Below are 13,978 nucleotides of genomic sequence, written 5' to 3'. Positions count from 1 at the left end.
GCCCATGAGCCCCATGGAGCGTCCCGCCGCTGCGAGCGCCGCCCGGTTCCTGCTCCCGTACCCGGCGTCGCGGGTCGGCGGCCTGCCCGAGGGTCTGCCCGTCGCGGTGTGGGACGGTACCGGCGGTCCGCCCGGCGTCGAGAGCCTGGCGGACGTGGAGTTCTTCGTCGTCCCCTACGCCTTTGCGGATGCTGCCGCAGCGGTGCTCCCGCGCCTGCCGCGGCTGCGAGTCGTCCAGTCCCTTTCCGCCGGCGTCGACGACCTCGTGAAGTACGTTCCCAGCGGTGCCGTGCTCTGCAACGCCAGGAAAGTTCACGACGCCAGCACCGCCGAGCTGGGCGTGTCACTCGCCCTCGCGTCGCTCCGCGGCATCCCCGACTTCGTCCGTGCCCAGGACGCCGAGGAGTGGCGGACCGGCTTCCGCCCGGCGCTGGCCGACCGCACCGTCCTGCTCATGGGCTACGGCTCCATCGCCGCTGCCGTCGAGGATCGGCTCACCCCCTTCGAGTGCGAGGTCCTGCGAGTCGCCCGGACCGCCCGCACCACTGCGCGCGGGGCCGTCCACGCCCTCGTCGATCTGCCCGAGCTCCTGCCCCGCGCCGACATCGTGATGCTCACCGTCCCGCTCACCCAGGACACCCGTGGCCTGGTCGACGCGGGCTTCCTCGCACTCATACAGGACGGCGCCCTGCTGGTGAACGTCTCCAGGGGCGCGGTGGTGGACACCGACGCGCTGCTCGCCGAGCTCAGGACGGGCCGGCTCAGCGCGGCCCTCGACGTCACCGACCCCGAGCCGCTCCCGGCCGGGCATCCGCTCTGGCACGCGCCCAACACGCTGATCAGCCCTCATGTCGGAGGCAACAGCTCGGCTTTTCTGCCCCGGGCGATGCGGCTGATCCGCACCCAGCTGCTGCGCTACCTGGCCGGGGAGCCGCTGGAGAACATGGTGCTGCCCCGCAAGCCCTGACCTGGATGCGTGACCATGGGTCAGCGCCCGTCCTCCGCGTCGAGCGCCTTGTCGAGGGTGGTGGCGGCCATGATCAGGGACAGATGGGTGAATGCCTGGGGGAAGTTGCCCAGTTGCTCCCCGCTGGGACCGATCTCCTCGGCGAAGAGCCCGACATGGTTGGCGTAGGTCTGCATCTTCTCGAAGGTGTAACGGGCCTGGGACAGCCGCCCCGCCCGGGCCAGCGCGTCGACGTAGAGGAAGGTGCACAGACTGAAGGTGCCCTCCGAGCCGCGCAGCCCGTCCGGCGATGCCGCTGGGTCGTAGCGGTAGACAAGGCTGTCGGACACGAGCTTGCGGTCCATCGCGTCAAGCGTGGAGAACCAGGCCGTGGCCCGGGGAGCGATGAAGTCGACCCTGGGCATGAGCAGCAGCGAGGCGTCCAGGACGTCGCCGCCGTAATGCTGGACGAAGGCACGCTCCTTCTCGCTCCAGCCGCGTTCCATGACTTGATCGAATACGGCGTCCCTCGCATTGCGCCACCGCTCCACGTCGGCGGGCCTGCGGAAGTAATCGGCCAGGCGCAGCCCTTGGTCGAAGGCAACCCACGACATCACCCGGCTGTAGGTGAAGTCCTGGCGGCCGCCGCGGGTCTCCCAGATGCCCTCGTCCGGCCGGTCCCAGGCGTCGGCGAACCAGTCCAGCGTCCTGGTGAGTGTCTGCCATCCCTCGAAGCTGGCCTGCTGGGCGATCTCGCGCCCCTGGGACAGCGCGTAGAGGGCCTCGCCGTAGATGTCCAGCTGGAGCTGGTCGGCGGCGCCGTTGCCGATGCGGACGGGGAAGGAGCCGCGGTAGCCCTCGAAGTGATCGAGTGTCTCCTCCGGCAGGTCGGGATTGCCGTCGATCCGGTACATCGTCTGGAGCGGCTCTTCCTCCTTGCCCTCGCGCTCACGCAGCCTGTCCACCAGCCAGTGGACGAAGGCGGTGGCCTCCTCGACGAAGCCGAGGTCCAGCATGGCCCGCACGGACAGCGAGCCGTCGCGTACCCAGGTGAACCGGTAGTCCCAGTTGCGCTCTCCGCCGACCTGCTCGGGCAGACCCATGGTGGCCGCCGCGATCAGGGCGCCGGTGGGGGCGTAGGTGAGGAGCTTGAGGGTGATGGCCGAGCGGTGCACCAGCTCGGGCCACCGGCCCCGGTAGCGGGACTGGCGCAGCCAGTGCTGCCAGAACTCGCCGACTTCCCCCATCTGTTCGGTAAGCCCGTCGGCCGTGAGGGGTGCGGGCGTCTTGCCGCCGGACGCGCAGACGGTGAACACGGCGCCGCCGGACTCGCCGGATTTCAGCGTCACCTTTCCGCGCACGTCCTGGCCGTCCCGCTCCAGCGGGAAGGTGGACTGCAGGTGCCCGTCGATTCCGGGTGCCCGGAACAGGGCGCCGTTCTCGCCGAGCTCGAGCTCGTGCTCGGCCCGGCCGTAGTCGAAGCGCGGCCGGCACTCGAGTGTGAACTCGACCGTCCCCCGCACGGCACGGACCACCCGGACCAGGGTGTGCCGGTCGGTGGCGGTGCGGGTCCGGTCCGGGGGCATGAAGTCGATTACCTCGCCCACCCCGTCCGGTGACATGAACCGGGTTACCAGGATGGCCGTATCGGGGTAGTAGAGCTGCTTGCAGGTTGCGTCGGAGTGCTCTGGGGCCAGCCGCATATAACCGCCGCCGTCGTGGTCGAGCAGGGCGGCGAAGATGCTGGGTGAATCGAACCTGGGAGCGGCGAACCAGTCGATGACGCCCTGCGACGAGACGAGCGCGGCGGTCTGCAGATCGCCCACCAGACCGTGCTCGGCGATGGGAGGGTAGCGGTCCATTGCTGCTCCGAAGTCTCGGAATGTCCCCTGCGTCCACTATCCGGCACCCTTCTGGTCCCTGCCATGTCGACGCAGTCGAGGACCGCCTGCCCATGGGCCATCAACGACGACGGCCTGCGGGCCGACACCCGTATGGTGCAACGGCGACCGGCCGCAGGCGTGCCCTGGCCGGCGCCGCGTCGAAGGACCGAAGCCACCTTGGCCGCCGGAGCTGAGCGCCGCCCTCGGCTTGCTGCCCACCTTCACGGTGGGGGTTACTGACTGTGGTCGACACGTACAAGTGGGCCCCGACCCCGGCGTACGGGCACTGCGGCGCTCCCGTTCGGCCGTCAGCCGAGTGACGGAGGCTGTGGATGGAGATGATTCATGTCCGCCTGGTGAGCCCAGTTGATCTCACCCCTCGGGCGGTCGGGCTGCTCACCGGTGACCGCTATGTCTTCAACCTGGTCGTCCTTCCCGGACTGGCGCAGAACCCCGACGGCGACGCGGTCGAGTGCGACATCCTGGCGGGTGCGGCCAACGCCGTGCTGCGCGGTCTGCGCGAGCTGGAACTCGACCGCCGCGGATCCATCGTCATCGAGCCGGTCGAGATGGCCTTCTCAGGCACCGCGGCCGAGGCGGAGCAGCAGCAGCTCGGGGCGCTCGCGCACGCGCCCGTCTGGGAGGAGGTCGAAGCGCGCATTCGCGCCGAGGGCACCTATCTGCCGAGCTTCTACGTCTACCTGGTCATCGCGGGTGTCATCGGGGCGGTGGGAATCATCACCAACTCCCAGATCCTGATCGTCGCGGCGATGGTCGTCGGACCGGAGTACGGCGCCATCACCAGCGTCGCGCTGGGCATCGACCGTGGCAACCGCATCAGGATCCGGCAGGGCCTCTTCGCCCTGACCGCAGGATTCTCGCTTGCCGTCCTGCTGACGTTCCTGTTCTCGTGGGCGATCCGGGGTCTCGACCTCCAGCCCAAGGCGTTCGACCTGGGCATCAGGCCGGTCTCCACACTGATCGACGCCCCCAACTTCTTCTCGGTCGTCGTCGCGGTCCTGGCCGGCATCGTCGGGATCGTGTCGCTGACCCAGGCCCGGACGAGTGCGCTGCTCGGCGTCTTCATCTCGGTCACCACCATCCCCGCCGCCGACATCGGCGTCTCCTGCGCGTTCTCCAGCTGGAGCGAGGCGCGCGGATCCCTGGTCCAACTCCTGCTCAACATCGTGCTGCTGATCGTGGTGGGCGTGCTGATGCTCAGATTCCAGCGGGCTGTCTGGCGGTACATCAGCCGGCGCAGCGGGCGCTCCGACAGCAGATGAGGCCGCCGTCCCGTCCGGGAGCGGTACATCGCTCATGCGCCGACCGGCCGACCTCGCAGCCGGGCGGAGCGGTGGCTCCGCTGCCTGTGGGCCGCACTGTCCCTGCCGCTCCGCCTCCGGCCGGCCTGCAAAGAGCACCAACCCGCCTCATCACCACACACCGAAAGGGCCACCCGTGACGACGAACCAGGTGCTCATCGGAGTGAGCCTGACCCTGGTCCTCGCAGTCGGATCGCAGATCCTGGCGAGCCGCCTGCGCATCCCCGCCCTCATCGTCCTGCTGCCGGTCGGCTTCGCCGCCGGCGCGCTGATCGACGACGTCAACCCCGAGCGGCTGCTGGGGGCTGCGTTCTCACCGCTGGTGTCGCTGGCCGTCGCCGTGATCCTCTACGACGCGGGCCTCGGGCTGGACCTGGCGAGGCTGAGAGGGCACACCCGCCGCGTCGTTGTCAGGCTGATCTGGATCGGGGTTCTGATCACCTGGCTGCTCGGCGCGCTCCTCGCCGCGCCGTTGCTGGGCATGTCCCAGCGGGCGGCCGTCATGATCGGCGCGATCCTCGTGGTCTCGGGGCCGACGGTCGTCGGACCGCTGCTCAGCTTCGTGCGACCCAAGGACCGGCTCCAGCACATCCTTGTCTGGGAAGGCTCCCTCATCGACCCGGTCGGAGGCATTCTGGGAGCACTGGTCTTCCATGCGGTCACGGCGAGCACGAAGCACCACTTCGGCAGCGGGGCCGCGAGCTTTCTGGGCAGCGTGGGCATTGGAGCGGCCGGTGGAGTGGTGGGGGCGGCTCTGCTGTGGGGGCTGTTCCGGGTGCTGCGGCTCGGCGAGGTGCTCGGCACCACGGCGCAGCTCGCCGCGGTGATCGGTGTGGCGGCGCTCTGCGACGTCCTGCGCGAGGACACGGGGCTCATCGCCGCCGTGATCATGGGCCTGGCCATCGCCAACCTCCCCGGCATCGACGTCCCGGCGCGCCGGCCGTTCTTCGAGACCCTGGTCAGCCTGATCATCGGCCTGCTCTTCATCTCCATCTCGGCCACCGTCACCCCAGAGTCGCTGCGCCATGTGGGCCTGCTCGCGCTCGGGTTCGCCGCCGTTCTGGTGGTGGCCGTCAGACCGCTGGTCGCGGCCGTATCCACCCTCGGCACGGACCTGACACGCGGCGAGAGGGGCTTCATCGGCTGGATGGCGCCGCGCGGCATCGTCGCGGCCGCTACCGCGTCGACGTTCTCGGCCGGCCTCGTGGCCAAGGGGATCGGCGGTGCGTCGAAGATCCTTCCCGCCACGTTCGTGGTCATCGTCGCGACCGTGACGCTCTACGGTCTGACCGCCTCGCCCGTGGCCCGGCGCCTGGGCGTCGTGCGCCCCTCCCGCTCGCGTCCGCTGCTGGTCGGCGGTGACCCGTGGGTGGTCGACCTTGGTGTGGCTCTGAAGTCGGCGGGGCTGGAGGTCTTGATGTGGGCAGGGCAGGAGCAGCAGCGCGAACGCATCAGGCAGGCCGGGATCGAGCTTGCGCCCGGTGAACTACTGGCCGCCGTCACGGGCGAGGGCCCAGAGCTGGAGGGCATCACGGCGGTGTTCTTCCTCACCGCCGAGGACGACTTCAACGCACTGGCGGCAGCGATTCTGCGTGGCAGCGTGGAGGGGGTGGTCCACCATCTTGGTGCACCGCCCGAGAGCCGCGGCGTGGTGGCGCCGTTCATCGGTGGCGAGGCCCTGTTCGGCGCGGATCTGACCTGGCCGACCATCTCCCGCAGATACGAGGACGGGGCGGCCGTCCTCACGCAGCCCGCCGGCGGTGCCCTGCCGCCCGGTTGCGACCTGCTGTTCCTGGTACGCCCGGACGGTCGCCTCGATCCGGTCACGGAAGCCGGCACACCGCTGCCCGGGCCGGGGGACACGGTCGTCATGCTGGCCCCGGGCGGGCGGGGTGCCGCGCGTCCGCCGGAGTAGGCCGGCACTTCGACGGGGTCGAGGCCGGGCGCGCAGGACGGCAGCTGGTGGACGGTCAGCCACTCGCGACCGGCGATGAACTCCCGCATGCCGGAGGCCAGGGCGTGTTGAGGTTGTCCCGGACCAACACGATCGGCCGCCGAGCTGCTGTGCGCGACGGTCAGGAGTCGCGACAGTCGGCCGGGCGAAGCTCTTGCGCCCGTCGGGCTGTGTGTCCAGGTGTCCGGCTCCCCACCGCCCACTCCTCATGGCAAGCCCAAGGAGCCCAAGGATCAACTCGCCCTGCAGAACACGCTTTTACCGGTCCACGCGGACATCCCTCGCTCCGGCGGCCCCACGACCGTGTGTCCACGTCCGAGTCGGCGCTCGTCGGGCTGCAGCAGGTCGTCAACACCTCGAGGAATCGACGAGATGTGGGCCACATCCCGGAAGCCGGGTTGAGACATGGCCGCACGGACTGCGTATCGCCTCACAACGAAACAGCGAAGCCCGACCCGTGTCGCCCGGCTCTCCATCACAGACCCACCCCTGCGACCACCGTCCGACGTTTTGATGCGTATCCGCCCATGAAAGACATCGCCGGCCTGTCCGTGACGAGACATTCCAGGGACGTCGGTTGAGGAGGACTGCCGGTGGGATTCAACGACATCGAACCTCAGCGAACTCACAGTCCAGGTCCTGATCTCGCGCAAGATATACGGGACTCCTTCCAGGCCGTGCTGGACGCCTTGGACGCCGCACGCGCCGACCTCTACGCGGTCGACGAGCAGGAGGGCCGGCCCGAGTCCCCGCCGCCGACCTGGCAACAACCCAGCGAACCGACCAGGGACGCAGGCTTCACTCATCCGCCCCCGTCCTTGTCCCCGGCTCCGCCCCCGCCCCGACGGACACAGCCGGTGGGTCCTGGGCCCGAGTGCCTTGATCCGGATCCTCCGTACGCCGTCGAGCCGTATGTGGTGGAGCCGCCGCGGACCGGTGGCGAACGGCCGGTCGACGCTCCGAAGGATGTCGTGGTGGAGCCGCTGTGGTTGCGCGCCACGAATCTGGAGCCTGTTCCGCCCCCGTCATTAGGAACGCCACCGTCGGTGGGAAAGCCGCCGATGGCGCGTGGCGCAGGCTCGACGTACGCCGCACCGCCGCTGACCTTCCCTCCCCCGCAGGAGGGCGCGCGCGGCGGGACCGGCCCGCGCTCGTACACCAACCGGTCGGCTACCCCCCGGCGCCCGGCCCCGCCCTCGGACCAACTCCTCGCCCCGTCCTCGGAGGTGCCACCGCCACCGCCACCTGTCCGCGCGCACGCGAGGAACAGAGGCCGAGGATGGCGGCGCTTCACCGACCGGCGGGACACTCGTGTCGCCGGGGTTTTCGGACTGGGCGCCCTGAGCGGACTGATCCTCGCCTCTTCGCTGCTGGTCCGCGACAACCCCGCACCGCCGGTCCCGTCCGCGCCCTCCGAGCAACTGGACCGGCCGCCGCTGCCCGACAGCCCCGCTCCCACGCTCCCCGAGATCCCGGGCACGGGCGTGCTGCGCCAGGGCGACAGCGGCCATGGGGTATACGAGCTGCAGGTCCGTCTGCTCCAGGTCCCGAACATGTACGACGGCGGCGCGATCGATGGTCGCTATGACAAGGAGGTCCGGGCGGCCGTGGCCAGATTCCAGCAGTGGTACGGCGTCCGCGGTGACGAGACGGGCGTCTACGGCGACAACACGCGCCTCGCCCTCATGTTGCGAACCAAGTAGTGAAGGACGTCGCTCAGGCGGTGCCGGTGGTGGGGAGTTGGGTGCCGGTGCCGGCACCGGCACCGGCGTGACTTCGGCTGTCAAAGCCCACAGCGTGCCGGCGGTGCCGAACTGCGCCTGCTCGAACCGCGCAGGGAGCCCGGCACCCTCGTCGTGGCCGACGACGTCGACCCGAGCAGTCTGCAGCCCTGTCTCGACTACGTACGCGCCCCCGCGAACGGCTATCAGAGTGTGACCTTCCCCGTCGAGGACGGCATGGAGATCAGCTGCCGACTCTGACGGCGAACGAGGGCGCTACGGACCACAGGCCGGGCAGGGGGATCGGCTCGGCGATCGCATCGGTCACCTTCCGGTGATCGTGCCACCGACCGCCCGGCTTCGGCGTCGGTCAGGCAGCAACGGCTCCGTCCGTACCCCATGTACATCGGTCAATGGCACACCCGTGGTGCTCGGCGCGGGACTGCTCGTGGGCGAGGTGCTGGCACTGCCGGTAGGACTTGCGGAAGGGGGCGCCGTCGGCGAGGCCGAGTGGCCGGGGCGGCCACTGGAGGGGCGGGGCGTCGGCCTGGCTTTCACGGGTGGACTGGTGGGGGCTGCGGGAGTGTGGGAAGCCGGTGGTTGAGTGGCCGTCGCCCGAGGGCGCCGAGTCGCACCACCGTTGCGCTCCCGGACGCTTCCTCTGGCCGGGTGCGTGGCCGGACGTTCCGGTGGACGTGAGGCCCCGGGTGATTCGGTGACGGGGACATGGGGCTCGTCGGGGGATGCCTGTTCCGGGCTCGGCGCTGCTTGTGGGGTGCCGGCGGACTGCTGGGGCAGCAGCGATGCAGCGGCCAGGCCGCCGAGCATGGCCAAGGTGGCCGCGGCAAGAGTCCGACCGCCGTACTTCTTCAGTCGCGGCGGACAGCGGCGCCGGGCTGCGGGCGCATCGGCTGAGGGAGTGGGGGACCAGGAAACGTCGGGGGACTCGAAGGTGCCCGGTCCCTCGATGACGAGGGCATCCAGCACCGCCAGGTCGGCTGCCCGAGCACCGCCGCTCCGATCGCTCGGCGGTGCCATGTCGGAGTCGTATGCCCCGCACTCCGGGCACGTCACGGCGCCGTTGAGGGCGCGGCGGCAGGGGGAGCAATAGTCCATGGGTTCGACCGCTCAGTGCGTGAGTCGCTGGAAGGAACCGTGGTCGGCCGACCAGGTTGGCCGGCAGCCGGCGGCCGGAAGGCGCCGCTCGGTGCATTTCGGAAGGATCCTTGGCATGTGCGAACCTCACTTACTCGCCGGTCTGGGCGGGGCACCGGTTACCGAGGTCAACGGGCCGGAGCGAGGCAGTGTTCAATCAGCGGCTGAAACGTGGGGTACGCAACTCCCTTGGAGGTAGCGGCTGGTCACGCCAGCGCAACCCGCTTCGGCGTCCGAGCCGACAGCCACGGCTCACCCCGAGTCAACGGCGTTCACCTCCTGGCGCTGAACGTCCTCTTCGGTGCGGTGATTCTCTTCGCCCCTGTGATGCACTCGGCCTCCTGCTCGTCGGCTGTGGTGAGCCCACCACCCCTGAGGGCACCTCGAACCGGGTGGCGCTCCGGCGATCCGGCGGCGCCGACAGAGCGTCAGGCGCTGGGACCCGCAGCTCGACGAACGCCGCGACCCGGCACATCGCTCGAGTCACCGCGATGGGCGGCAGCGCCTCGACGGGGCGGCCGGTCTGCCGGTGGCGCCGTTCGCCCGTGCCGTTCGGCCGGTGCGGGGCGCTCTGCATCAGCGCGATCACCGGCGTCCGGGTGGGAGCCTGCGCCGTCCCCGCGGAGCCGGCGGTGCAGAGTCGACCTCAGACGCTCGCGAGGGAGATCTCGGTCGACTTGATCAGGGCGATGACGGAGGACCCGGCGGCGAGACCCAGGTCGGTGACCGCGTCCTTGGTGATCGCGGCCGTCAGCTCGCCGCCGGCGACGGTCACCTTGACGCCTGCCATGGCGCCGCCGGTGGTGACCTCGGTGATGGTGCCGGGGATCCGGTTGCGGATGCTCAGGCCCTCGATCGCACCGGTGGCCAGAGCGACCTCCGTGGCCTTGATCAGGGTGCGTACGGAGGAGCCCGCGGCGAGGCCCAGCTCCTTTACGGCCTCCAGCGTGATCGCCGCTGTGATCTCCTGGCCGCCGTCGAGCCGGACCTTGACCGTCGCCATCACCTCGCCGGGCGTGACGGAGACGACCGTGCCGGGGATCTGATTGCGGATGCTCAGGCTCATGAATCCACCGTAGCCACGGGACCGGGCAGCGGCCGGGCGCCGTGCTTGGGGTTTCCTCCAGGTCCTCTGGCATTTGCTACGGAGTGGAGCACAATGGCTTGTAAATGCTGGCTGATGCTGCCTACCGTGTCGCATATGCAGTCCTACACAATCGGCCAGGCGGCGCGTCTGTTGGGCGTCAGCCCCGACACCGCGCGCCGCTGGGCCGATGCCGGGCGGGTCGCGACCCACCGCGACGAAAGCGGCCGTCGGCTCATCGACGGCCGCGACCTGGCCGCCTTCTCCATCGAGGTCGCCCAGAGCGGCACCGGTGAGGAGGACGCCTCGTACACCTCGGCCCGTAACGCGTTCCCCGGCATCGTCACCGCGGTCAAGCTCGGCGATGTCGCCGCACAGGTCGAGATCCAGGCCGGCCCGCACCGACTGGTCTCCCTGCTGACCCGGGAAGCCGTCGAGGAGCTGGGGCTGGAAGTCGGCATGCAGGCCACCGCCCGCGTGAAATCGACCAGCGTGCACATCGACCGCGCCTGAACCACCCTCCGTATCCATCCCTTGCAGCGGCGTCGCCCGTCCCCGACGCGGCCTGTTCCCACCGCTTCACCAAGGAGACCCGCATGTCGTACGCCTTCAACGGGCGCCGTACCGCCGCCGCCGTACTCACCGCGGCCCTGCTCGTGCCGCTCGGCGCCTGCGGCAGCGACGACAGCAAGAAGGACAGCGCGGGCGGTTCGAAGAAGAGCGCGAGCTCCGCTCCCCAGGCCGACCTGACCGTGCTGGCCGCCTCTTCGCTGACCAACGTCTTCAAGACGGCCGGCGCCGCGTACGAGAAGTCGCACCCGGGCACCAAGGTGAAGTTCTCCTTCGCCGGGTCCCAGGAACTGGCCGCACAGGTCAAGCAGGGCGCCCCCGCCGACGCGCTGGTCACCGCGGACACCAAGACCATGGACGGTCTGAAGTCCGACACGGGCACGCCGACGGTCATCGCCAAGAACCGTCTGGTCATCGCCACCGTCGAGGGCAACCCGAAGAAGGTCGACGAGCTGAAGGACCTCGCCGACACCAAGCTGAAGGTCGTACTCGCCGCGCCCGAGGTCCCGGTCGGCCGCTACAGCAAGAAGATCCTGGACGCGCAGAAGATCGTCGTGAAGCCGGTCTCGCAGGAGCCCAACGTCCGCGCCGTACTCAGCAAGGTCGAGCTCGGTGAGGCGGATGCCGGTCTCGTCTACAAGACGGACGCCGCCACGGCCACCGACAAGGTCGACGCCGTCGAGATCCCCGACGCGCAGAACGCCATCGCCCAGTACCCGGCCGCGACCCTGAAGACGTCCAAGAACAGTGAGGCCGCCGCCGCGTTCGTGGCGTGGCTTTCCACGCCCGAGGCGCAGAAGATCCTCCAGGACGCGGGCTTCCAACAGGCGTAACCGCCGTGTGTGGGCTGCCCGGTACGGGGGACCGGGCAGCCCACGACCGTCACTCGATCCCAGGAACACCGGATACTCCAGGAACGCCTCGGTACCCCAGGAACCCCCGATACCCCAGGAACACCCGATGAGACGCCTCCGCACCCGCGGCAACCGCCCCCCTGTCGCGCTCGCCGTGCCCGCGCTCCTCGCGATCGCGTTCCTGTTGCTGCCGCTGATCGGCATCCTCGCCCGTACGTCATGGGGCGACCTCGGCAGTCATCTGACCAGTCCCGGCGTCACCGAGGCCCTGCGGCTGTCGCTGCTCGTCTCCTTCTGGGCGCTCGGCCTTTCGCTGCTGCTCGGGGTGCCGCTGGCCTGGCTGCTGGCCCGCGTCGAATTCCCCGGCAAGGCGCTCGTACGCTCCCTCGTGCTTCTGCCCATGGTGCTGCCGCCCACCGTCGGAGGCGTCGCGCTCCTCCTCGGGTTCGGCCGCCGTGGCCTGCTCGGCCCCTGGCTGGAAAACACCTTCGGCATCACCCTGCCCTTCCACACCTCGGGCGCCGTCGTCGCCGCGACGTTCGTGGCGATGCCGTTCCTCGTCATCAGCCTCGAAGGCGCACTGGCAGGGCTGCGGCCGCGCTACGAGGAGACCGCGGCCTCCCTCGGAGCCTCGCCGGTACGGGTGTTCTTCACCGTCACCCTGCCCATGGTGACCCCCGGGCTCATCGCCGGAGCCGCCCTCACCTGGGCGCGGGCGCTCGGCGAGTTCGGCGCGACCATCACCTTCGCCGGCAATCTGCCCGGTACGACGCAGACCCTGCCGCTCCAGGTGTACTTGCTCCTCCAGGACCAGCCGGAAGCGGCGACCTCCGTCTCCCTGCTGCTGCTCGCCATCGCCATGATGGTGCTCATCGCCCTGCGCGGCCGCTGGACCGGAACGCCGAGCGACCGTTCACGCAAGCCCGCACCTCCGGCGGACGACGCGGAACCGCCACCGGCGGTGACCGCCGAAGATCTCAAGTCACCTGCCTCGCAGGAGCATTGGTCGCTGCACGCCGAGGTCACCGGCTTCAACCGGCTCACCCTGGACGCCGAACCGGGCACCACCATCGCCGTCGTCGGCCCCAACGGCGCGGGCAAGACCACCCTGCTGCGCGCGCTCCTCGGCCTCACGCCCCGCGCGCACGCAGCCCTGCGCCTCGGTGACACCGACGTCACCGAACTGCCCCCGCACCGCCGCGGGGTGGCCTGGGTCCCGCAGGACGGCGCGCTCTTCCCGCACCTGACAGCCCTCGCCAACACCGCGTACGGGCTGCGCGCCCATGGCGTCCCGCGCGCCGAGGCCCGCCGCGCCGCCCAGCAGTGGCTCGACCGGCTCGGCGTCGGACACCTCGCACACCGCAAACCGGCCCAGGTCTCCGGCGGCCAGGCCCAACGCGTCGCCCTGGCACGGGCCTTGGCCGCCAGGCCCCGCCTGCTGCTCCTGGACGAACCCCTCGCCGCACTCGATCAGACCACCCGCGCCCAGGTGCGCCACACCCTGCGCACCCACCTCGACGGCTTCGGCGGCGTCTGCCTGATCGTCACCCACGACCCCGTGGAAGCCGTGTCGCTGGCCGACCGGGTTCTTGTACTCGACGAGGGCCGCGCCCTGCAGGACGCGCCGCCCACCGAGGTCACCCGGCATCCCCGCTCCCCGTGGGTCGCCCGGATGCTCGGCCGCAACGCCTGGCCCGGGATCGCGACGGCGGACGGTCTCGCGCTCTTGGGCGGCGGGCTGCTCGTCGTCGCGGATCCGCTGCCCGCGGGCACCGAGGCCCTCGCGATCATCGCTCCGGAAGCGGTGTCCGTACACCGCGACAGGCCCGGCGGCAGCCCGCGTAACGTCTGGCCGGGCACCGTCAGGGAAATCACCGCCACCGGCAGCCGGCTGCGCATCCTGATCACCTCGGATCGGGCACCGGACCTCGTCGCCGAGATCACTCCGCAGGCCGCCGCAGAACTGGGCCTCGCCGACGGGACTTCCGTATGGACCAGTGTCAAGGCGACGGAGGTCGTCACCGTGACGCTGTGATGGTCGCCGTCGCAGTCGCCGTCGCAGTGGCAGCCTGAGCCCCGGCCGCAGCCCCGGCCGCGGCCCGAGCCCCGGCCGCAGCCCCGGTTGTGGCAGTTTCCGACGAGCTGGAACGAGCCGTGTTGCCGCGTCGGTGGGAGTACCTCGTCGCGGTCTGTACTCCACACTCGGCAGCCAAAAGCGCTCAATTCTGATCAAGGGCGGGCGCGGAACCGGATGCACTTGCGCACCCCGGCCACGCGCTGTGCGCGGCCGTGAAGTGTGGTCCTTTCTTGTTCTGGTGCACCGGGAATGGATGCTGTCCGGAACTCTTGTTCCATGCAGGTGGGTTGTGTCAGGGTGTGTTTCCTCACGTCCTAACATGACGATTCTGCTCAACCGTTCTAATTACCCGGCGGTAAGTCACTGCGAAAACATCGGCGTGGCCCCTCCGGAAGGTATGTACCAATCAGTT

Annotated in this window: 10 protein-coding genes; 8 read left to right on the top strand and 2 right to left on the bottom strand. The window is 70.2% G+C overall.

All coding sequences use genetic code 11. The features are described 5' to 3' along the window. The first annotated feature begins 4 nt into the window (after nucleotides 1-4). Complete coding sequence (locus ACFWDI_RS10630) at nucleotides 5-967, top strand: 2-hydroxyacid dehydrogenase (protein WP_385302791.1); 963 nt, start codon at nucleotides 5-7, stop codon at nucleotides 965-967. Between the two features lie 20 nt (nucleotides 968-987). On the opposite strand, the gene ACFWDI_RS10625 is transcribed toward ACFWDI_RS10630, so the two are convergent. Next, nucleotides 988-2,808 (bottom strand): glycoside hydrolase family 15 protein, encoded by a 1,821-nt coding sequence (locus tag ACFWDI_RS10625; protein ID WP_385302790.1) that lies wholly within the window; start codon nucleotides 2,806-2,808, stop codon nucleotides 988-990. Between the two features lie 353 nt (nucleotides 2,809-3,161). On the opposite strand from ACFWDI_RS10625, the gene ACFWDI_RS10620 reads away from it, so the two are divergent. The 4 genes from ACFWDI_RS10620 (at nucleotide 3,162) to ACFWDI_RS10605 (ending at nucleotide 8,087) form a co-directional block, all read left to right on the top strand. After that, nucleotides 3,162-4,112, top strand: a complete 951-nt coding sequence (locus tag ACFWDI_RS10620) for a DUF389 domain-containing protein (RefSeq protein ID WP_385302788.1) — start codon at nucleotides 3,162-3,164, stop codon at nucleotides 4,110-4,112. Nucleotides 4,113-4,287: 175 nt separating this feature from the next. Further along, complete coding sequence (locus tag ACFWDI_RS10615; protein ID WP_385302786.1) at nucleotides 4,288-6,066, top strand: cation:proton antiporter; 1,779 nt, start codon at nucleotides 4,288-4,290, stop codon at nucleotides 6,064-6,066. 1,100 nt (nucleotides 6,067-7,166) lie between these two features. After that, nucleotides 7,167-7,808, top strand: a complete 642-nt coding sequence (locus ACFWDI_RS10610) for a peptidoglycan-binding protein (protein ID WP_385302785.1) — start codon at nucleotides 7,167-7,169, stop codon at nucleotides 7,806-7,808. Between the two features lie 153 nt (nucleotides 7,809-7,961). Beyond that, on the top strand, nucleotides 7,962-8,087 hold the full coding sequence (locus ACFWDI_RS10605; RefSeq protein WP_385302783.1) for a methyltransferase: 126 nt from the start codon (nucleotides 7,962-7,964) through the stop codon (nucleotides 8,085-8,087). A gap of 1,540 nt (nucleotides 8,088-9,627) precedes the next feature. Here the strand turns inward: ACFWDI_RS10605 and ACFWDI_RS10600 are convergent. Continuing rightward, the gene (locus tag ACFWDI_RS10600) at nucleotides 9,628-10,047 is read right to left on the bottom strand and encodes a molybdopterin-binding protein (RefSeq protein ID WP_385302781.1); all 420 of its coding nucleotides are present in this window, start codon (nucleotides 10,045-10,047) and stop codon (nucleotides 9,628-9,630) included. A gap of 135 nt (nucleotides 10,048-10,182) precedes the next feature. On the opposite strand from ACFWDI_RS10600, the gene ACFWDI_RS10595 reads away from it, so the two are divergent. From ACFWDI_RS10595 to ACFWDI_RS10585, 3 genes are all read left to right on the top strand, one after another. Continuing rightward, nucleotides 10,183-10,578: a helix-turn-helix transcriptional regulator gene (locus ACFWDI_RS10595; protein WP_326655177.1), complete on the top strand. Its 396-nt coding sequence runs from the start codon at nucleotides 10,183-10,185 to the stop codon at nucleotides 10,576-10,578. An 83-nt stretch (nucleotides 10,579-10,661) separates the two neighbouring features. Then, nucleotides 10,662-11,468: a molybdate ABC transporter substrate-binding protein gene (gene modA, locus ACFWDI_RS10590; RefSeq protein ID WP_385302779.1), complete on the top strand. Its 807-nt coding sequence runs from the start codon at nucleotides 10,662-10,664 to the stop codon at nucleotides 11,466-11,468. Nucleotides 11,469-11,595: 127 nt separating this feature from the next. Further along, nucleotides 11,596-13,524 carry an ABC transporter permease gene (locus ACFWDI_RS10585; RefSeq protein WP_385302778.1) on the top strand — a complete coding sequence of 643 codons (1,929 nt, stop codon included), beginning with the start codon at nucleotides 11,596-11,598 and terminating at the stop codon, nucleotides 13,522-13,524. Nucleotides 13,525-13,978: the final 454 nt, after the last annotated feature.

The sequence above is a fragment of the Streptomyces sp. NPDC060064 genome (assembly GCF_042736455.1).
Taxonomy (GTDB): Bacteria; Actinomycetota; Actinomycetes; order Streptomycetales; family Streptomycetaceae; genus Streptomyces.
The sequence above is the reverse complement of the archived record's forward strand: the minus strand, read 5'-3'. Positions and strand labels throughout refer to the sequence as shown.

Excerpts from the sequence above, each read along its gene's own strand:
- modA (WP_385302779.1), top strand. The coding sequence starts at position 10,662 with ATGTCGTACGCCTTCAACGGGCGCCGTACCGCCGCCGCCGTACTCACC.
- ACFWDI_RS10610 (WP_385302785.1), top strand. The coding sequence starts at position 7,167 with ATGGCGCGTGGCGCAGGCTCGACGTACGCCGCACCGCCGCTGACCTTC.
- ACFWDI_RS10630 (WP_385302791.1), top strand. The coding sequence starts at position 5 with ATGAGCCCCATGGAGCGTCCCGCCGCTGCGAGCGCCGCCCGGTTCCTG.
- ACFWDI_RS10625 (WP_385302790.1), bottom strand. The coding sequence starts at position 2,808 with ATGGACCGCTACCCTCCCATCGCCGAGCACGGTCTGGTGGGCGATCTG.
- ACFWDI_RS10595 (WP_326655177.1), top strand. The coding sequence starts at position 10,183 with ATGCAGTCCTACACAATCGGCCAGGCGGCGCGTCTGTTGGGCGTCAGC.
- ACFWDI_RS10585 (WP_385302778.1), top strand. The coding sequence starts at position 11,596 with ATGAGACGCCTCCGCACCCGCGGCAACCGCCCCCCTGTCGCGCTCGCC.
- ACFWDI_RS10620 (WP_385302788.1), top strand. The coding sequence starts at position 3,162 with ATGGAGATGATTCATGTCCGCCTGGTGAGCCCAGTTGATCTCACCCCT.
- ACFWDI_RS10600 (WP_385302781.1), bottom strand. The coding sequence starts at position 10,047 with ATGAGCCTGAGCATCCGCAATCAGATCCCCGGCACGGTCGTCTCCGTC.